This window comes from Nocardia sp., assembly GCF_025465275.1.
Classification (GTDB): domain Bacteria; phylum Actinomycetota; class Actinomycetes; order Mycobacteriales; family Mycobacteriaceae; genus Nocardia.
Genome location: NZ_JAODNK010000028.1, coordinates 1 through 17,862 on the forward strand (window position 1 = coordinate 1; position 17,862 = coordinate 17,862).

Here is a 17,862-nt window from a genome sequence, read left to right on the forward strand (position 1 = left end):
GCTCCGCTGGTACGTTGCAGCCCAATCGGCTGCACTCACAGAAAGAATCGAGGAGTCCCAGAAAGTGACAATCCTTGGTATCGGGCTGGACTTGGTGTGCATCTCCGAGTTCGCCGAACAATTGGAACGCCCCGGATCCACCATGATCCGGGAGACTTTCACCGCGGGCGAGCGGCGCTATTGCCAAAGCAAAGGCACCGACCCGGCCCGCAGTTACGCCGCCCGGTGGGCTGCGAAGGAAGCTGTCATCAAGGCGTGGGCCGCTTCGCGTTTCGCCCGCAGCCCGCAGATCGGCGACAATCCGTATCCCCTCATCGAGGTCGTCAATGACGCCTGGGGCCGCCCCAGCATCAAATTGCACGGCCTCACAGCCGAATTCCTGCCTCGGGTACGGGTGCATCTGTCGCTGACGCACGACGGCGATATGGCGGCCGCCATGGTGGTGCTGGAGGATCCGGGCGAACTCGCCGACCTCATTCAGGGCTGAGGCGGCTCGGTCCCTCGCGAGCTCGAACTCAGAACTTGTCGTCGAGCGGCAGGCGCTGCCCGCCCGTCCGCGATTCCTTCTCGGCGATCAGCAGATACGCGACCATGAGGCGCTTGAGTTCGGCGACCGCGTCCTCGTGACTGAGGCCGTCCTGCACCGAGAAATTCAGCATCGAATAGACGACATGCACCAGCACCTGCGCCATCATCGAACGACGGGCGCGCGGGGTGCGGGGCATGAGCGAGCGCAACATCTGCGCTACCGCCTCGGCGAATTCCTTCTCGTGAATCGCCCCGGTGGCCCGCGTCGAGGGTGTCGACTGCATGGCCAGCCACACTTCGCGCCGTGACGGGTCGGTCATCCACAGTTCGGCGAGGTGATCGACCAGCGCGTTCATATGCCGCAGCCAGTCCATGGACGGGATCTCGCCGTGGAAGTCGGCCAGCTCCTGTGAAACCGCCACCAGGTCTTGGCGATTGAGCTCGCAGACGATGACGTACTTGTTGGCGAAGAATTGGTAGAGGGTGCCGATCGGCACCTCCGCGCGGGCCGCGACCTCTTCGCAGGTGAACGATTCGAAGCCGACCTCGACGAGCAGTTCGCGGGAGGACTGCAGCAGCGCGTCGAACTTGCGTTTGCTCCGCTCCTGCGTCGGCCGGCGCCGCGGCATGAGCTCCTGCGGATCGTCCTGCAACTCCAACGCAGGGTCCGGTCGCCGCGTCGACCTGGTTCCCGTGCGTGCTTCCACGTTCAACAGCCTAGAGGTAGCGACACTCCGATGACACGCTGCGGTAGTTCGTGTGTCCTTCTGTCGCCCCGGTTTTTTACCCATCCGCGCCGGGAACGGCGACGAACCTTCATCGCAGCTGCTTCCCAGCTGCATGTCTCAGCGCTCATTTAACGCAGGGCCTATTTCACTACCGGGTTTATTTCACTGAGTAGCACGACGACGTTGGAAGGCTGATCTGTGGTTGCTTCTGCTGTTGTTCGTTCCGCGGTGACCATCGGCGTTGCCACCGAGCGCGGCACCGTGCGCGCCGTGGCACTCGCCGACGACGGTGACAAGTTGCCAGAACGCGTGGTCATGGAACGTGTCGAGAAGATCATCGGCGACACGAAGGCCGATCTGGCCGAGGCGGTCGAGCTGGTGCTGGAGGAGATCGCGGGCAAGCTCGGCCCGGATCGGGAGATTCTGGGTGCGGCCGTCGCCTACCGCGATTCCGCCGAGCGGCGGGCGATCGTCACCCGCCTGGCCGCCGGGGCGTGGCGTGAGGCCTCGCTGGTCTCCGCGAAGGCCGCGCACCTGTCCGTGGCGCGCGCCATGACGTGGGTGGCCGAATTCGACGATCTCGCCATCTGTGAGGTGGTGCCGGGTTCGCAGGCCTTCTCACTCATCGATCCCACCCGCAGCCGGGTGCTCGCGGCGGTGTCGCTCACCGGCGGCGGTACCACCGAGGAGGCCATGCGGGCCGCCGTGACGGCCGCCTGGGACCAGTTCGACGCGGCCGGGGTGAAGCCGGACGCGGTGGTGCTGATCGGTTCCGCCGCAAGCGAACCCGCTGTCAAGGCGGCGCTGGAGGCCGGTTTCGGCGCACCCGTCATTCCGTGCTCCGTCGCCGCGGCCGCACCGGCTATCGGCGCGGCGCTCTCCGCCATGCCGGAGGCCGAGTACGCGGGTGAGGCCGCCGAGCGCATTCGCCGCGCCCGGGGCACCGCTGCTCTTTTCGCAGCCGCCAGCGTGCTCGCGGGTGGTCTCGTCGCGGGCGGAGTGTATGCGGCGAGCGGTAATTCGAAGTCGGTGCCGGAGCCGATGCTGACCGATTCCCGGGTGTCCGCGGATGCGCGCACCAGTGGCAGTGCGCATCCCATCGCGCAACCCGGGGTCGAAACCGGGTCGGCGGGCAATCCCGCGGACGGTCAGCCGGGTGGTCCGGCCACACCGACCGATGTGGGCGCGCCGCTCTCCGAGCAGCCCGCTCCGGTGGCCTCGCCCGCTCCGGATGTGGTTACCATCGATCCGGCGACCATGAACTGGGGTCCGTCGAATCCCGATGCGGGGCATTGGCGTCCGTCCAAGCCGCTGGTGAAGTCGCAGCCGGAGCCGGAGACGGGTCTGTATCAGGATTCCATCCTGCCCGCGCCGACACACGCGGCCGCACTCACCGATACCGGGCTCTTCTCGGGTGAGACCGCACCGCCCGCGCTGGACACGCCGGAGTTCGCCAAGTGGTGGGACAACCACTGGAACATGATGCTGCAGTGGGCAGCGGCACAGATGCTGCCGCGCGGCGTCTAGAGCTGGGTTCCTTCGGGAACCAGGTCTCGGCGTCAGCGACGCTGTGTCGAGGTGAAGAGTCCCGGCCCGGGTTGGGGGCCGGGACTTTTCATTTCTGTGTCGAAAAGACTCCTATACCGACAGGTCGCGGCGCAGCTTGGCGACATGTCCGGTGGCGCGCACGTTGTACTGGGCCACCTCGATCTTGCCGCTCTCGTCCACCAGGAAGGTGGACCGAATGACTCCGGTGACGGTCTTGCCGTACATGGTCTTCTCGCCGAACGCGCCGTACGCGAGCAGCACGGCCTTGTCCGGATCCGACAGCAGCGGGAAGGTCAGGCCCTCCGCCTCGCGGAACTTGGCCAGCTTGGCGGGCTTATCGGGGGAGATGCCGATGACCTCGAGCCCGGCCTCGTTCAATTCGGCCAGGCTGTCGCGGAAGTCGCAGGCCTGTTTCGTACAGCCGGGGGTGCTCGCGGCCGGGTAGAAGTACACGATCACCTTGCGGCCGCGGTAGTCGGCGAGCGACACCTCCTTGCCGTCCGCATCGGGGAGCGTGAAGGCGGGCGCGATATCGCCGGGACTGAGTCGGGGGTTCTCGGTCATGCCGTCACCGTAGTAGACGGGTCCGGCGCGATGTGAGCTATACACTCCAGAGCAGGTCGGCTCGTACCCGGACGCGCTGAGCGATTCCTGACGACCGACGCGCGAGCGACCTCGAGACGACAGTGCCGCTGAGCGCGGCTTGCAGACAGGAGTGTGACGTGGCCAGAGATACCGAGGCGATCGAGCGGGAGATCGAGGCCGCACGGAGCCGGCTCGCCAGCACCCTCGACGAACTGGCGGTGCGGGCCGATCCGCAGCGGTTGGCCGACAACACCAAGCACGCGCTGATCGCGAAGGTGAACGAGCCGAAGATCAAATACAGCCTGATCGGCGCGGGCGCGCTGATCGTGACGCTGGTGCTGGTCAAGATCTTCCGCTGAGACGAAGAACACCCGGTGCCCACTGCGGCACCGGGTGTTCTTTGTTTTCGAGCATAAGTAAGACCGGATCAGACTGTCGGGCAGGCCATTCCGGTGCCGTCGGGATCGAGGTTCGGGCCGTAACCGGGCTCACCGCGGAAGAGCGGCGCGCGGCCGGCCGCCCGGGCTTCGTCGCAATTGCGGAACTGGCCGCCCGCGGAACCGGTCTGGGTGAGATTGGCCGAACCGGTCGCGCCGGAGCCGGTGTCGATGACCGAGGATCCGGTACCGGACGACCCGGTCGGCACATCGGCGAGGGCAAGGGCGGCGGGGGCTGCAAGAGTCGTCAGTCCCGCGACGCTGGCGGTGACGAGAAGCCGGCGAACGTTCATGTATTCCTCAATGTCGGCGCAATAGGTTGGTGGCGGCCCGATTCGGCGCGGATGCCACCCTTGCCGCGGTGGTGCGGCACGGTGGCCGGTACGGGTCCGGCGTCTACAGTTCCGGCGGAACGTTGCATTGTCAACCGGTATGGCTATTCATCCAGGTAAATAGCCATGCGACGGACCGCCGAACGGGATGTGTTCCGCTGGAACATGTCCCATTTGTCCTGTGGCAGACACTGTATCGTGACGCCAGGCCTTATATCCTGTGAGGACTCGCAGAGTTTCCTGCAGATCGGGCGCGAGCACGTCCCCCGGGCGCTTATTCGCCCAATCGCCTGCCGCGAAGATGTTCCGCCGGAACATGTCCCATCCGCCCCGCCTGGAAATCCTCGATGGCTTCGATGATCTCCTGCCGCGAATTCATGACGAACGGGCCGTGCTGCACGACCGGTTCACGAATCGGCTGCCCGCCGAGCAGGAGTACTTCCATATCTCCGGTGCGCGTCTCCTGCTGCGGATCGGCCGCGACGGTGAGGGAGTCGCCGCGGCCGAGGACCACCAGCTGTCCGGCGGTGACGGGGCGGCGCTCCACGCCGACCGTGCCGCTGCCGGAGACCACGTAGACCATGGCGGTGAACTGTTGCGGCCACGGGGTTTCCAGCTGCCCGCCCGGACTGAGGGAGGCGTGCGCGTAGGCGATGGGGGTATGTGTGGAGCCGGGGCCCTCGAAGCCGCCGATATTTCCGGCGATGATGCGCAGCAGCGCGCCGCCGTCGTGCGAGCTGACCAGGGTGAGGTCGCCGGCCTTCAGGTCCTGGTAGCGCGGCGCGGTCATCTTCAGCGTCTTGGGCAGATTCACCCAGAGCTGGAAGCCGTGGAAGCGGCCGCCCGCGATGACGAGTTCCTCGGCGGGCAGTTCGTCGTGCAGGATGCCGGAGCCGGCGGTCATCCACTGCGTGTCGCCCTCGTTCATGACACCGCCGCCACCATTGGAATCGTGGTGGACCATAGTTCCGTCGAGCATGTACGTGACGGTCTCGAAGCCGCGGTGCGGGTGCCAGGGTGCGCCCTTGGCCTCGTACGGCTCATAGGTGACCGGGCCCATTTCGTCCAGCAGCAGGAACGGGTCGGCGCTGCGCAGATTCATGCTCGGAAACGGGCGGCGCACCTCGAAGCCGGCGCCTTCCATCTGCGAGTGCGCGGTGACGACACTCTGGACCGGCCGGTTCGCGGTGGTGACATCGGGCCGGGGCAGCCGGGGCAGCACCAGGATGTTGTCGACGGTGATGGCAGGCATGAGACCTCCTAGCTGGGCATCGGCGTGATCGAAATCGCCTTTGGTGTCCATGTCAACCAACGGGGGATACTATGTATTCCATGACCCGCTGGCTCAGTGAACAGGAACAGGCGACCTGGCAGTCGTTCATTCGCATGCGGCAGCGGCTGGATGCGGCAATGGCCACCGGTCTCGCCCAGGACGGCCTGTCGATGTCGGACTACGAAGTGCTGGTGGCGCTTTCGGCCGCGGGCGGGCAATTGCGCGCCAAGGAACTCGGCGCGGAGATCTGCTGGGACAAGAGCCGGCTCTCCAAGCATCTGACCCGCATGGCCACGCGCGGCCTGATCGACCGCTGCCAGGCCGTCGACGACGCCCGCGGGCGTGACGTGCGACTGACCGATGCGGGCCGCCAGGCCCTGGAAACCGCCGCACCCAACCACGTGGAACTTGTCCGCCGACTCTTCATCGACGAACTGACCGAGGCCGAAGCCGACGCGGTGCGCTCCCTGGCCGACAAGGTGGTTGTCGAAGTCGAACGCACCGACGTGCCCGGCATCGGCTGAAAGCTGTGCCGGCTTCCGGCCGATCAGCTTTCGTTTGCGGGCTTGTCGAACTGTGCGCGTTTCCAGTCGCCGAACGGCTCGTCGCGTTCGCGGACGGCCTCGCGGAAACCGGTTGTGGCGGCGCGTAATTGGAAGGCGTAGCCCTCTCGGGTGTGGCGGGAGATGCCGTCGAATACCGTGCTGATCATGCCGGAGTTCGCTACTCCCTGATTGAGAAGTGCGCTGTTGAGGGCCAGCTTCGCCATGATCAGCTGATTGATCGGGACCTGTGAAATGCGTTGCAGCAGATCCTCGGTGCGCTCGTCGAGCTGATCGGCGGGCGCGGACTCGATGGCCAGGCCCCACTCCTCGGCCTGCTTGCCGCTGAGACTGTCGCCGGTGAACAGCAGCCGTTTGGCGCGCTGATCGCCGACACGATGCGCCCACATGCCCGCCGCCGGAATACCCCAGGTGCGGGTGGGCGGGTAGCCGAAGCGGGCATCCTCGGCGCAGATGATCTGGTCGGCGTAGAGCGCGATATCGGTGCCGCCCGCGATGGCGAATCCGTGCACCTTCGCCACCGTCGGTTTATTGGCGTAGAGCAGGCTGGCGAAGCCGCGATTGAAGCGCGACATCATGGCGTAGTCGACCATGGGATCCCAAGTGCCCCAGGGATTGTGATTGCGCGCCTGCACCACCGGATCGAGCACGGTGCCCTCGGTGGGCTGTGCGCCTTCTGGGGGCTCGAAACCGTTCTCCGCGAAGATCGACAGGTCGTAGCCGCCGCAGAAGCCCTTGCCGCGCCCGCTGAGCACGATCACGTGCACCCGTGGATCCAGGTCGGCGCGCTCAACGGCGGCGGCCAATTCGATCGGAGTGTCCGAGGTAATGGCATTGCCCTGCTTCGGGCGATTGAAGGTGATGCGCGCGATGCGGCCGGTCACCTCGTAAGTCAGTGTGCGGCCGGTGATTTCGCCCTCGGGCTGCGGGCGGCCGGTGAAGAGCGAGTCCTCGCCGCCGGTGAGGTCGTCCCGCCAGGCGGCGGGGCGGGTACCGGAGTGGTGCTCGGAGGGTCCGGAGGGGCTGCCCGTGGGGCTGCCGCCGGCCGGGGTGGCGGGGCTTTCGGAATCGGCTGACACCCAAGCAGTGAACCCCCGTTCATTTCTTGCTGTCAAGGGCTACCGGGCAAGTTCAGGCGCCCCACGGCCGAATCGGCGGCTTCACCCAGAGGATTTTCTCGTCGGCATGTTCCCGCTGCGCCGCCGGATGCTCCGGATTGCGCGCCGCCCAGCCGTCCTTTTCGACGAGCAGCTCCGCCACCGCCTGCCACGTCTCATCGGTGCTGGGCGGATTGGTATCGGCGGCCCGGGCCAGCTTGCGCCGCTGCGTCAGCGGCAACTCCAGCAGTTCCGGCCCGCTGATGCCGCGAGCCCAGATGAATGCCGCCAATCGTCGAGCCTTGTCCTCACGGCTACGGCTCGCATGATCGGAGTGCGCGTAGTCGGCCATATCGCATCCCCGCAGGTAGTCCACAATGTCCAGCCGACCCTACCGCAGCGCGGAGTACCGGCTGCCGGGTAGTTCGCCGGGCTTTCCGCCACCGGCGCGGGTCCTGCGCGATTACGGTGAAACCCATGCCGGATGCCGCCGCAAGCGCCGACCATCTTGTTTTCGATCGAGCCACTCCGGAGGACTGGACAACCGTCACCGGATGGGCCGCCGACGAAGGCTGGAACCCCGGACTACGTGATGCAGCGGCCTTTTTCGCACAGGATCCCGATGGCTTCCTCATCGGACGCCTGAGCAGGGAGCCTGCCACTGCCGTCTCGGTGGTCAACTACGGTTATGGCTTCGCGTTCCTGGGCTTCTACCTGGTGCGCCCGGAACTGCGCGGTCGCGGGCTGGGCATCGCCACCTGGAAAGCGGGTCTCGCACACGCGGGCAGGCGCATTGTCGGCCTGGACGGTGTCCCGGATCAACAGGGCAACTATCGCCGCAGCGGATTCGAACTCGCCTACAACACAGCACGTTTCGTCGGCATACCGGATCTTCCGCCACCCGATGGAACCGTGCGCATCATGGGTGCCGCCGACACCGCGGACGTGCACGACTACGACTCCGCCTGCCTGCCGGCGGATCGCCCCGAATTCCTGCGCACCTGGCTCGGAAACCCGGGACATCGGACAATCGTGCGCATTGTGGACGGGGACCTCGCTGGCTTCGGAACAGTCCGTCCCGCAAGGGATTCCCACCGCATCGGGCCCCTGTTCGCGGACAGTGCCGATACCGCCCGTCAGCTGCTCGCCGCACTGGCCGCGCAGTCCGGCGGAGCACCTGTGGCCATCGACGCACCGTTGTGCAACGAGTCCGCCGTCCGTCTGTGCGAAGAAGCGGGCCTGGTCCCCAGTTTCGAAACGGCGCGCATGTACACCGGTCCCGTTCGATCCCATTGTCAGGAACGGGTTTTCGGCGTCACGACACTCGAGCTCGGCTGACTACCGCGGGCGAATCGATTCGGCCAGCTGCTGGGCCGCGGCGCGGTCGATGGGCGCTTTGGCGCTGCCGAGCCAGCTGACCCACCAGCGGCGGTCGCCGGATTGGACTACGGCGGCATAGATCTCGGCTTCCGGGCTGGAGGCGGTGTCGAAGGCAATGCGGTAGAAGCACGACTCTCCGGCGACCTCGCGGCCTTCCAGATCGAGGGTTTCGGTGTCCACCCGCTTGCCGGAGTCGGGGAAGAAGAACTCGCCCATGCCGGAGCCGACGGCGCACGCGGCCCGTGTGTCGTCGGATTCGGCTGCGGCGAACAGGGATTGGTCGAGCTTGCCGATCAGGATCATCCCGTCGCCGCCACCGGCCTGCTCCAGCGCGACCTGGCCGAAGATCACATGATCGTCGTCGCCCTCCTGCGGCATCCGCTGCCAGCCGTCGGGGGCCAGGAAACTCATGCCCGCCGCGCTGCTGACGATGCGATCGGCCTCGTCGTGGGAGCGGCGCAGTTGCAGGAACGCCGAATAGCCGATGCCCGCCAGCGAGGCGACCAGAGCGACAATGCAGAGCGCGACGACCCAGTGTGCGGTGCGCGGCGACACGGTCGGTTCCACCCCGCGACGCTAACAACAGTGCAGGTCAGTGCCTATGCGGCTGGTGACGCGCCGCGCCGGACGGGATTATCACGATCGGGCTACCAGCCCGACGGCCGCACCCGGCCGGGCGTGACAACGTGCGCGAGCATATTCCGCAGTTCGACAACCGCCGCCGGCCCCAGCGACCTCGCCCAGTGCTCGGTGAACTGTGCCGCGGCGGCATCGGCGGCCCGTGTGCACGCCCAGCCCCGCTCGGTGAGTGTGATCAAGCGCGCCCGCGCGTCGTGCGGATGCGGATTGCGTTCGGCGTAACCCCTTTTGACGAGCTCATCGACCAGCTGACTGGCCGCCTGCTTGGTCACCCCCAGATGCTCGGCGATCTCACCCACCGCCGCCCCGTTCGGCACCATCCGAACAAAGGCGAAGCCGTGCGCAGGCCGCACATCGGTGAACCCGGCCGCGACGACCCCGCGATTGACGGCATCGGTGACCTGGGCGGCGGCCGCGAGCAGCAGCATCGGCAAATCCTGGGCGGGTGCGGGCATGAGTGCATCTTGGCACTTGACAAGAAAGTCAACAAGCTTGACTATATAGACAAGTAGATTGACTAAATAGGAGATGTGCACATGTCAGTAATCCGCACCGCAGATGTCGAGTCCCACCAGATGCACGGCTCCACCTTCACCCCGCTGGTCCGCCCCACCACCGGCAGCGCCGAACTCTGCGTCTGGCGCCTGGAGATCGCCCCCGGCACCCAGGGCGTAGCCCACCGAATCCACGGCGAGGAAGCCTTCGTCCTCCTCGAAGGCGCCGTCACCATCACCATTCAGGGCGAGCCCAGCACCCTCACCCCGGGCGACGCGGCCGTCGCCCCCGCCGGATCCACCATCCGCCTCGACAACCCGGCGGCTGCCCCCGCTGTCATCATGGTCACCGTCGCAGTCGGCTTCACCGGCGAACTCCCCGACGGCACAATCGTGAACCCGCCCTGGGTGAACTGATCACCGCACCGGCGGTGTGGCCAAGGCCAGCGCGAAGCGCAGGGCGCCAATGGCTTCCAGTAGGACGGAGCGCCCGGTGTCACCGAATGCTGTGCCGTAGATGACGCCGTGGATCAGGGAGGGGTGGCGGCGGAGTGTCACGTGGACACCGGCTTCCCGGAGGCGCTGGGCGTACTCTTCGCCTTCGTCGCGGAGGGGGTCGAAACCCGATACCGCGACGTAGGTGGGTGGGAGTCCGGTGAAGCTGGGCGCCAGTAGCGGTGAGGCTCGGGGGTCGGTGGCGTGCAATGGGTTCGGTAGATAGTTGTCCCGGAACCAATCCATGTGGGCCTCGGTCAGGACATAGCCGTCGGAGAAGAGCGAGTACGAGCGTCGCTTCCGGGAGACGTCCGTGATAGGGCAGAAGAGTAGTTGGAATGCGGGCGGAAGGCCTGTCGCGGTCGCCTGCTGGGACACGACGGCCGCCAGATTGCCGCCGGCACTCTCGCCTGCCACAACAATGCGTTCCGGCAGTGCGCCGAGCGCTTCGGCGTTCTCGTAGGCGAACCGATACGCCGACATCGCGTCGTCGATCGCTGCGGGGAACGGATGCTCGGGGGCGAGACGATAGCCGACCGAGAGCACCGGGAATCCGGAGCGGTCGGCCAGGAAGCGGGCGACGTTGTCGCAGGCGTCGATACTGCCCACCGTCCAGCCGCCACCGTGGAAGAACACGATGAGAGCGTCGCCGGTGGACAACTCCAGTGGTGTGTACAGCCGTGCGGGAATCGGTCCCCCGTCCCCGTTGATCTCCAGATCCTCGATCCGGCGTTGCGGTAATGCGTGGCCGAGCATGCGGCCGCCGAAGTTCATTGCCGACCTGGAGTAGCGAAGGGGGATGTCGCTCATGGGCTTTCGGGACATGAGACTGAACAGGCCCATGGCCCGCTGCAGACCCGGATCCAGGGTTTGGCCGTCGATCATCACATCGAAGTTCCGGACTGTTTGCGGCCGAACGATTTTCAGTATGCGGGAGGAACCGCGCAGCAGCGCCCTGGCGATGCGATCCACACCCGGCGCCGGGGCGCTGTGCTGCTGGGTCACCGGGCCAGGAACCCCTTCTCGACCGGAAGCTGGGCGCCGGTGACGACCCTGGATCCATCGCCCGCGAGCCACACCACCACATCCGAAATCTCTTCCGGCTCGACAAGCCCGTCGGGCTTGAGCAGGTTGGGGGTGTAGCTGTAAACGTAGGACGGGTACTGCTCGAACATCTTGTACATGGAGGTGTCGTTGCCGAGCGGTGTATTGGTGCCGTAGGGGAGCAGGACATTCACCCGGATGCCGTATTCGCCGAGCTCGATCGCCAGCGATTTCGTCAGGCCCACCACGCCGAATTTGCTTGCGGCGTAATGGCCGCAGCCGGGCGGTGCCTTGACACCCGCCGAGGAGCTGATGGTCATGATCGAGCCGCCGTTGCCGGCCTCGATCATGGCGGGCACCGTGGCCTTGATGGTGTTCCAGACGCCCGTCAGATTGATATCGACGGTCTCGGCGAACTGCTCGGCCGAGATCTCCCAGAGCCGGCCCCAACTGCACACGCCCGCATTGGCCACCACGACATCGAGCCGCCCGAACTGGGCAATGGCCTCGGCCACCGCGCTCTGCTGACCTTCGAGATCGCGAACATCGACCTGTTTGGTCAGAATATTGCCGCCCTCGGCCTTGACGAGCCGCGCGGTCTCCGCGAGATCCTCCGGCTCCGCCATCGAATATCCGCTGAACTCGGTATTCGTGCAGGCGTCGACGGCGACGATATCCGCCCCGGCCCGCGCCAAGCTCAGGGCGTGCGAACGGCCCTGGCCGCGCGCTGCGCCTGTCACATAGGCGACCTTTCCGGTCAGCGTCTTCTCTTGCGGCGTAACGCCGGATGCTGCGACGGTCATGCACGTGCCTCGATTTCTTGTCGATCCGATGTGTTTTGCGAAGTGGGAGCGCTCTGCTTGCCGCCGCGCGCGAACTGGTAGTCGTCGAACGATGAGTGCCTGCTGAACCACCAAGCGCCGCTGATGGTTTGGGGACGGTAGTAGAGCGCGTCACCCTGTGAGTTGACAAAATAGGTCCGAAGCCCCGGATTGCAGTCGACGGTGTAGGTGCGAATCAGCTTCTCGTTCCGGCGCATTCGGCTCACCCAGCGATCGAAGGCCGCGGGCCGCACCTGTGCCACCGTGGCCTTCCGCCGGGTGGCCTCGGAAATAATGCGGACGGCATGCCGGGCCGTCAGATCGATGAAGGTGTGCCAGGCGACGCCGACATAACCTTGCGGGCCGACCAGGGACCACCGGTTCGGAAAGCCGGGGTGCGCACTGCCGCCGTAACTGCGTAATCCATTGCGCCGGTAGTCCTCTGCGAGATCTTGTCCGGACTCGCCCATGATCCGCCCGGTCCGGTACGACTCCGGATCGGTGAACAACTCGTACCCGGTGGCCATCACGATGAGGTCGTACGGTCGCTCGACGCCGTCCGTGGTGCGCATGCCCTCGGTGGTGACACGTCCGATGGGGTCGGTGATCAGCGATACCGACGGCAGCGCGAGTGCCGGGAAGAAGGTGCTGCTGAGGATGGGTCGCTTCGCGAGGATTCCGTAGCCGGGGACCAGCGCCGCGCGATCGTCCGGGTTCGTGACCTCCCGGCGCAGCAGCAGCCGATACACGGACCGCCAAATCTTGTCGTACTGCGGCAATACCGCGGCGAGCAGCGAACGCGGAAGTTTCGGCAGCACATTGCAAATGAGCTGCAGCGGCAGTTCCATCAGTGCCAGCACCGCCCCGTTGAGTGCCGCGACGACACCGGGCAGCGCCAGCACCCTCTGCACGCGCGCGGAGATTTCGGCGTCCGGCTTGGGCAGGATCCAGGCCGGTGTCCGCTGATAGATATCGACCGACTGGGCCTCGCCCGCGATCGCGGAGAGTATCTGCACCGAGCTCGATCCGGTGCCGATCAGCGCCACTCGCTTTCCGGCGCAACTGTATTCGGGATCCCATGCGTTGGGGCGCAGGATGGTGCCCGCGAATCCGTCGGTGCCGGGTATCTGATCGGTGGACTTCGGATTGATGTACCCGCCGACCGCATTGATGACAAAGCGTGCGGTAACCGGTTCTCGCCCTGCGATATCCAGCACCCAGACCTGGTTCACGTCATCCCAGACCTCGCGCTCCACCGCGGAACCTCCACGGAAGTGCGCGTAGAGGCCGAGCCGCTGTGCGACATCCCGGTTGTAGCGCTGAATCTCCGGTCCGTCGGGAAAGAGCCTGGACCAGTTCGGTTTTCGCGCGAAGGGGAACTGGTAGAACAGCGTCGGAACATCGACGGCGAGACCGGGGTAGAAGTTGTCCCGCCAGCTTCCGCCGAAATCGTCGGCGCGCTCCAGTATCACAAAATTGGTGAGGCCAGCGCGTTGCAGATAGTGAGCGGCGGTTATTCCGCCCGGTCCGGCCCCGATGATGGCGACATCGAAATAGTCACTTGCCATCCGTTTTTCATCCTTCCACGTGACTAGCGCGGGGCAAGTCCATTGATCAATAGATCGCTGGTGTGCCGCGCCATTTCGTCCGCACTGTCGAAGCCGAGCACGACAGACGGGAGTATTTCCAAGCTGAGCAATACCCGGACGATCCAGTCGCCGGCATGCATGGGATTCATTCCGCTGTCGACCTCGCCGCGTTCCTGCGCGGCGATGACGAGGGGAGCCCAGAATCCGGCCCAGCGGTAGACGAGGTTTTCGCCGTAGTGCTCCATGAGAATCGCGATGACGCTCTCGGTGCGCAGTGGGGGAGCGAGCACCTGCGGCGTATTCATATGTTCGTAGATCATTGCGACCGCCGCGCCCACCTGGTCACGCAGGGTGACCTGGGGTTCGACAATGGTCGCTAAGCCGTCGATGAAAGCGTCGCAGATATAGGCCAGGCCCGCATTGAGAGCGGTTTCCTTATCGCCGAAGCAGTTGTACACCGTCCCGCGAGATACCCCGGCGGCCTTGGCCAGATCGGTCAGCCGGAATCCGCGTACACCGAATCGCTGAACACACTCCGCAGCACCGGCAACCAAGTCCTTCGGAAAGTCCTCGGTCACCGCACGCTTCATCGCGTTGTTCATGTTGAACACTTTACGTCAAGATGTTCAAAGAGGTCAATGCCCAATCTTCGAATGGATTCGTATTTCTCTTTAGGGCAACGTATTTCGACCGGCGCCGAGTTCTCGCCCGAATCCGGGTGGGATCACCAGATCGTCCGGAGTCAGCTCACGCACACTGCTCCGGCCCAGACCGCGCAGCGCGGAATCGATACCGCTGCTGAGAATGTCGAGCACATTCTCGACCCCCGGCTGACCCGCGCTGGCCAGACCCCAGAGGTACGCGCGTCCGATCATGACCGCGCGGGCGCCGAGCGCGAGGGCCTTCACCACATCGCTGCCGCGGCGGATACCGCCGTCGAGTACCACCTCGATCTGGTCGCCCACCGCCGCGGCGACGGCGGGCAGCGCTCGAATCGAGGCCGGAGTGGTGTCGAGATTATTGCCGCCATGATTGGAGACCGAGATGGCAGCCGCACCCGTGTCGACCGCACGTTTGGCATCGTCCACGCGCATGACGCCCTTGAGCAGCACCGGGCCGGACCACTGCTCGACCAGCCAGCGAATCTCGTCCCAGGTGGGTGGCGTGGTCTGCATCCATTCTCCGTAGGCCTCGAAGAAGGTCGGCGACGGTTGGCCGGGGATACCCATATTGGGGACCGTGAGGTCGGGAATCCGGCCCGATTTCACGAAGGTCGACAGCCAGCGTGGATGAGTGAGCGCCTGTGGGCCGTAGTGGATGAGCGCCTTGAGATCGACCCGTTCCGGGATGGCCGGACTGCCCCAGTCGCGGCCGTGGCTGAACGACCAGTCCAGTGTGACGATCAGGCCGACGACCCCGGCGGCCTTGGCGCGTTCCATGCGCTGAAGCAGCTGATCCTTGTCGCCGGACCAGTAGATCTGCAGCAGCGTGCGTGGATTCGCGGCGGTGACTTCTTCGACGGATTTGCCCGCGAATGAACTCAGCCCCACCAGGGTGTCGCGTGCGGCCGCCGCTCGTGCGACGGCCACCTCGCCCTCGGGATGAATGGCCTGCGCACCGACCGGAGAGATGATGACCGGCAGGGAGATTCGCTGTCCCAGCACGGTGGTCGACAGGTCGCGGTGCTCGGTTTGGCCGACCAGATGCGGTGCGAAACCCAGCTCGCCGAACGCCCCGATATTGTCCTGCACGGTCAATCCGGATTCCGAGCCGGCGATCAATGCGCCGTATACCGATTTCGGCAGGCGGCGTTTGGCGCGGCGTTGTGCCTCGGCCACTGTCTCGAACCAGAGGTTGGCCATTACTTGGATCCTTTCATTGTCGATCGTGATGCGGCCGATAGTGCTGTCGCAGCGCCGATTCGGCGGGGCGGACGGGCGAGGATCGGCCGGATCGGCACGGTGGTGCGGTGCCGGAGGCAACCCGCCCAGACACCCGCGCCGTAGGCGGCGTGGTCGGCGATCCGGCCGAGTACGAAGCGGATCGGGTCCAGCCTCGGGCGATGCTGGAAGTACGCCGTCAAGGGGGTGCCCAGGAGTAGTGAGGCAGCGGCCGCACGGCTGAGTCGGCGTTGTGCCGGTCTTCCGCTCCCATGAAGCAGCATTGCGGCCAGGACCGGTGCGGCGAACTGAATCATGAAGCGCCCCAGACCGAGCCAGGTCTGCTGGAGGCCGGTACCGGTGGTTGCGAGCATGCCGGTGGTCGGCAGTCCGGCCTGGCGCAGTGCCTTGCGGGTGGCCCACACCGACAGTCCGAAAGCCACGGCGGTCGGTGCCGGTCGTCCGGTGACCGCCGCGAGCACGGTGGCGGTATGCCACGGGTGCACGACCAGCGGAGCCAGCGAGTCCGGATGTCGCTGTGCCAGTGGCGCTGCCGAGGTTCCGTAGTGGAATCGCCTGGCCAGTAGTTCCGGCCACCGCTGCGGCTCCTGGTGGTACACCTGCACCGCGGGGTCGTAGCGGATACGCAGGCCCGCCTCGTGTAGCCGCCAGATCAGGTCGACATCCTCGCCGTAGCGCAGGTGTTCGTCGAATACGCCGATGTCGCGCAATGCGTCTCGGCGCACGATGAGCGCGGCGCTGGGTACATAGGAAATTCGGGAACCCGGCAGCACGCGCCCCTCGGCCGCACCCATATCCAAGCTGCCCGCGACCTCGCCGTAGCGGCCGGCCGATGTTGTCGCGTGCAGGGTGCGGACGCGCGGAGCGACGGCCGCTACCAGTGGGTCGGCGAAATGCGGGGCCAGTGCCTCGATCCAGCCCACCGTGGTTGTGCAGTCGCTGTCGATAAACGCGACCAAGTCAGTGCTCACCGAGTTCAGCCCGGTATTGCGGGCAGCGGCGGGGCCGCCGCAGTGCGGGCGGCGCATCATGGTGGCCGAGTGCTCGGAGGCTATGTCCGCCAGCGCATCTCGATCCTCCGAGCCATCGTCCACTATCACGGTGGGATACGCGCCGCCGAGCGCTGTCAGGCATCGCCGGAGCATGGCCGCTCGATCCTTGACCGGGATGACGACTGTGACGGAGTAGGCGGTCTCGGGTTCCGGCGGTCGCGGATGTGCCAGGCCCACATCGGTGAGCCGTCGTGCCAGCGCCGACCCGGCAGCGGAACGCACTGGGCCGTGGCGCAATTCGGCCCAGGCATTGCGTCCCTTCGGCGAAAGCCGCAGTACTTTGATCGGCGATCCTCCACGCAGGGTATCGGTATCGATCTGCACGGTGTCGGCGTCGATCGCAAGGTGAAAGCCGTGCGGCAGTCCGGTATTCACAGCGCCAGCCCGCCGTCGACAGGTAGCACCGCGCCGGTGACGCCACTGGCGGCGGGCGAGGCCAGGAAGACAAGGGCGGCGGCGATCTCCCGGGGATCGAGCAATCTCCCGATCGGCTGTTGTGCGGCAAAGGCGGTGGGGCCGGACAGGTCGTACAGTCGTGCGCTTTCGGCCAGTATGGGGGTATCGGTCGATCCCGGACTGACGGCATTGGCGGTGATGCCGGTGCCGCCCAGTTCGACGGCCAGCGCCCGAATCAGTCCGGCTACACCCGCTTTGGCGGCGCAGTAGGCCGCCAGCATCGGCAGCCCCTTGGTCGCGGCGGCGGAGGCGACGGCCAGAAATCGCCCGGAGCGCGGTTCCGGCTGCCGCAACAGGGTTGGAATCACAGCCCGCGCAAGAGAAATCACGCCACCGAGATTGATGTCGAGCACAGCCTTCTCCTGCGCCTCCGGCATCTCCCATAGCGGAACACCACCGGCGATCACCCCGGCGCAGGCAATGCCGGCGTCGATCCGGCCCCAGCGCTGCCGCGCCGCATCCACGGCCGCCTCGAGACCATCAGTGTCCCGAACATCCGCACGGTAGCGGTGAATCCGCTCCGAATCCCCGGTGAGTACACGGCCCCGCGCGACTACGTCATCGAGGTCGGCCTCCGTAGCCATCGGATACGGCAGCGTCGAATCGTCCGTCACACAGTCGACCGCCAGCACCGACCAGCCGTCCGTGATCAGCGCCAGTGTCGTAGCCGCCCCGATGCCGCGTGCCGCACCGGTCACCACCGCCACCCGCGCACTCACGGCCCCGCCATTTCACCGGGCGCCGCAGTGACACCTGTCACGGCTCTCCGCCTCCTCATGGCCGCTCTGTTTCGAGCTTGGTGGTGCGTCGTCGAGCGCTGCGCCAGTGCGGGTTTCGAATGGCGGCCAGCGGTCGGGCCGCCGAGGGCGTCGGGCCCGGTCCGGCTGCTCCCGAGGCCGT

Annotated in this window: 21 protein-coding genes; 6 read left to right on the forward strand and 15 right to left on the reverse strand. The window is 66.2% G+C overall.

Going from position 1 to position 17,862, the window contains the following annotated elements:
- The first annotated feature begins 64 nt into the window (after nt 1-64).
- A complete protein-coding gene (gene acpS, locus JWN03_RS07200; protein ID WP_297611548.1) occupies nt 65-487 on the forward strand; it encodes a holo-ACP synthase AcpS in 423 nt (140 codons plus the stop codon).
- A 28-nt stretch (nt 488-515) separates the two neighbouring features.
- Here the strand turns inward: acpS and JWN03_RS07205 are convergent, their stop codons facing one another.
- Nucleotides 516-1,157: a TetR/AcrR family transcriptional regulator gene (locus JWN03_RS07205; RefSeq protein ID WP_297611766.1), complete on the reverse strand. Its 642-nt coding sequence runs from the start codon at nt 1,155-1,157 to the stop codon at nt 516-518.
- A 327-nt stretch (nt 1,158-1,484) separates the two neighbouring features.
- Between JWN03_RS07205 and JWN03_RS07210 the strand changes: the two genes are divergently transcribed.
- On the forward strand, nt 1,485-2,783 hold the full coding sequence (locus tag JWN03_RS07210) for a hypothetical protein (RefSeq protein ID WP_297611551.1): 1,299 nt from the start codon (nt 1,485-1,487) through the stop codon (nt 2,781-2,783).
- 111 nt (nt 2,784-2,894) lie between these two features.
- Here the strand turns inward: JWN03_RS07210 and bcp are convergent, their stop codons facing one another.
- A complete protein-coding gene (gene bcp / locus JWN03_RS07215; RefSeq protein ID WP_297611554.1) occupies nt 2,895-3,368 on the reverse strand; it encodes a thioredoxin-dependent thiol peroxidase in 474 nt (157 codons plus the stop codon).
- A 158-nt stretch (nt 3,369-3,526) separates the two neighbouring features.
- Here bcp and JWN03_RS07220 point away from each other — a divergent pair, with 158 nt between their 5' ends.
- Nucleotides 3,527-3,748 (forward strand): DUF3618 domain-containing protein, encoded by a 222-nt coding sequence (locus JWN03_RS07220; RefSeq protein WP_297611557.1) that lies wholly within the window; start codon nt 3,527-3,529, stop codon nt 3,746-3,748.
- A gap of 68 nt (nt 3,749-3,816) precedes the next feature.
- Here JWN03_RS07220 and JWN03_RS07225 read toward each other — a convergent pair whose 3' ends face one another.
- Both JWN03_RS07225 and JWN03_RS07230 read right to left on the reverse strand, forming a co-directional pair.
- The gene (locus JWN03_RS07225) at nt 3,817-4,119 is read right to left on the reverse strand and encodes an excalibur calcium-binding domain-containing protein (RefSeq protein WP_297611560.1); all 303 of its coding nucleotides are present in this window, start codon (nt 4,117-4,119) and stop codon (nt 3,817-3,819) included.
- Nucleotides 4,120-4,432: 313 nt separating this feature from the next.
- A complete protein-coding gene (locus JWN03_RS07230) occupies nt 4,433-5,410 on the reverse strand; it encodes a pirin family protein (RefSeq protein WP_297611769.1) in 978 nt (325 codons plus the stop codon).
- A gap of 80 nt (nt 5,411-5,490) precedes the next feature.
- Here JWN03_RS07230 and JWN03_RS07235 point away from each other — a divergent pair, with 80 nt between their 5' ends.
- A complete protein-coding gene (locus JWN03_RS07235) occupies nt 5,491-5,955 on the forward strand; it encodes a MarR family winged helix-turn-helix transcriptional regulator (RefSeq protein ID WP_297611562.1) in 465 nt (154 codons plus the stop codon).
- A 23-nt stretch (nt 5,956-5,978) separates the two neighbouring features.
- Here JWN03_RS07235 and JWN03_RS07240 read toward each other — a convergent pair whose 3' ends face one another.
- Together JWN03_RS07240 and JWN03_RS07245 are read right to left on the reverse strand one after the other, a co-directional pair.
- The gene (locus JWN03_RS07240) at nt 5,979-7,073 is read right to left on the reverse strand and encodes a crotonase/enoyl-CoA hydratase family protein (protein ID WP_297611564.1); all 1,095 of its coding nucleotides are present in this window, start codon (nt 7,071-7,073) and stop codon (nt 5,979-5,981) included.
- Between the two features lie 52 nt (nt 7,074-7,125).
- Complete coding sequence (locus tag JWN03_RS07245) at nt 7,126-7,443, reverse strand: hypothetical protein (protein WP_297611566.1); 318 nt, start codon at nt 7,441-7,443, stop codon at nt 7,126-7,128.
- A 125-nt stretch (nt 7,444-7,568) separates the two neighbouring features.
- Between JWN03_RS07245 and JWN03_RS07250 the strand changes: the two genes are divergently transcribed.
- On the forward strand, nt 7,569-8,429 hold the full coding sequence (locus JWN03_RS07250) for a GNAT family N-acetyltransferase (protein ID WP_297611568.1): 861 nt from the start codon (nt 7,569-7,571) through the stop codon (nt 8,427-8,429).
- Here JWN03_RS07250 and JWN03_RS07255 read toward each other — a convergent pair whose 3' ends face one another.
- The gene (locus JWN03_RS07255; RefSeq protein WP_297611570.1) at nt 8,430-9,038 is read right to left on the reverse strand and encodes an APA family fibronectin-binding glycoprotein; all 609 of its coding nucleotides are present in this window, start codon (nt 9,036-9,038) and stop codon (nt 8,430-8,432) included.
- A gap of 80 nt (nt 9,039-9,118) precedes the next feature.
- Nucleotides 9,119-9,565: a MarR family winged helix-turn-helix transcriptional regulator gene (locus JWN03_RS07260; protein WP_297611572.1), complete on the reverse strand. Its 447-nt coding sequence runs from the start codon at nt 9,563-9,565 to the stop codon at nt 9,119-9,121.
- Between the two features lie 81 nt (nt 9,566-9,646).
- On the opposite strand from JWN03_RS07260, the gene JWN03_RS07265 reads away from it, so the two are divergent.
- Nucleotides 9,647-10,021: a cupin domain-containing protein gene (locus JWN03_RS07265; RefSeq protein ID WP_297611575.1), complete on the forward strand. Its 375-nt coding sequence runs from the start codon at nt 9,647-9,649 to the stop codon at nt 10,019-10,021.
- Here JWN03_RS07265 and JWN03_RS07270 read toward each other — a convergent pair whose 3' ends face one another.
- From JWN03_RS07270 to JWN03_RS07300, 7 genes are all read right to left on the reverse strand, one after another.
- A complete protein-coding gene (locus tag JWN03_RS07270) occupies nt 10,022-11,104 on the reverse strand; it encodes an alpha/beta hydrolase (protein ID WP_297611579.1) in 1,083 nt (360 codons plus the stop codon).
- Nucleotides 11,101-11,946, reverse strand: a complete 846-nt coding sequence (locus JWN03_RS07275) for a mycofactocin-coupled SDR family oxidoreductase (RefSeq protein WP_297611583.1) — start codon at nt 11,944-11,946, stop codon at nt 11,101-11,103. Before JWN03_RS07275 ends, JWN03_RS07270 begins: the two co-directional genes overlap by 4 nt.
- Nucleotides 11,943-13,532 carry a flavin-containing monooxygenase gene (locus JWN03_RS07280; RefSeq protein WP_297611586.1) on the reverse strand — a complete coding sequence of 530 codons (1,590 nt, stop codon included), beginning with the start codon at nt 13,530-13,532 and terminating at the stop codon, nt 11,943-11,945. The genes JWN03_RS07275 and JWN03_RS07280 overlap by 4 nt, the downstream gene beginning before the upstream one ends.
- Before the next feature lie 23 nt (nt 13,533-13,555).
- Entirely contained in the window at nt 13,556-14,155 is a 600-nt protein-coding gene (locus JWN03_RS07285; protein WP_297611589.1) for a TetR/AcrR family transcriptional regulator, read from the reverse strand.
- 69 nt (nt 14,156-14,224) lie between these two features.
- Nucleotides 14,225-15,415 carry a pre-mycofactocin synthase MftD gene (mftD, locus tag JWN03_RS07290; protein ID WP_297611592.1) on the reverse strand — a complete coding sequence of 397 codons (1,191 nt, stop codon included), beginning with the start codon at nt 15,413-15,415 and terminating at the stop codon, nt 14,225-14,227.
- On the reverse strand, nt 15,415-16,881 hold the full coding sequence (gene mftF / locus JWN03_RS07295) for a mycofactocin biosynthesis glycosyltransferase MftF (protein WP_297611595.1): 1,467 nt from the start codon (nt 16,879-16,881) through the stop codon (nt 15,415-15,417). The genes mftD and mftF overlap by 1 nt, the downstream gene beginning before the upstream one ends.
- A complete protein-coding gene (locus JWN03_RS07300) occupies nt 16,878-17,681 on the reverse strand; it encodes a mycofactocin-coupled SDR family oxidoreductase (RefSeq protein WP_297611598.1) in 804 nt (267 codons plus the stop codon). The genes mftF and JWN03_RS07300 overlap by 4 nt, the downstream gene beginning before the upstream one ends.
- Nucleotides 17,682-17,862 lie beyond the last annotated feature (181 nt).